The 558-nt window shown below is 70.3% G+C and carries 1 protein-coding gene; it reads right to left on the bottom strand.

Annotated features, from left to right (window positions below; genetic code table 11):
* Window positions 1-237 (bottom strand): ATP-binding cassette domain-containing protein (locus tag JNK74_29840; protein ID MBL7650372.1); only part of this gene is annotated, 237 nt, incomplete at its 3' end.
* Window positions 238-558: the final 321 nt, after the last annotated feature.

Below are 558 nucleotides of genomic sequence, written 5' to 3' on the forward strand. Positions count from 1 at the left end.
CATGTAGCCGATGCGGCGGCGAACCTCGTCCGGCTCGTGAAACACGTCGAATCCGGCGACGCGCGCGGTGCCGCTGGTCCCGGGGAGGAAGGAGGACAGCATCCGCATCGTGGTGGACTTGCCGGCGCCGTTGGGTCCGAGAAAGCCCACCACCTCCCCCCGCGCAACAGTGAACGAGATGCCGTTCACCGCCGTGCGTCCGGGATAACGCTTGGTGAGTTCCCTCACCTCGATCATCGGCGTGGCGTCCATGATTTGGAGACGCGCCACTGTAGCGGTGAGCCTGTCCTGCTCCCAAGGGGAAACGGGCGGATTCAGCGCACCGTGACCGCGACCTCCCCCTCGGACCTCCGCACGTACGGACCCACCTGCTCGTCCAGGACCACCGCCAGCTTGAGCTCCTCCCCCCGGGGCTTGCTGTAGGTCTGCCGCGCCAGCTGAACCAGGCTCTCGGCGCGCTGGCCGTCCGCCCCGGTGAACCGGACCCCCGGCCGCAGGCGGGCTCCCGCGGCAGGACCGCCCCGCTCCACCGCGTCGATGAGGAGGCCACCCCCCGGG

This window comes from Candidatus Hydrogenedentota bacterium (assembly GCA_016791475.1).
In the GTDB taxonomy this organism is placed as follows: Bacteria; Hydrogenedentota; Hydrogenedentia; order Hydrogenedentales; family JAEUWI01; genus JAEUWI01.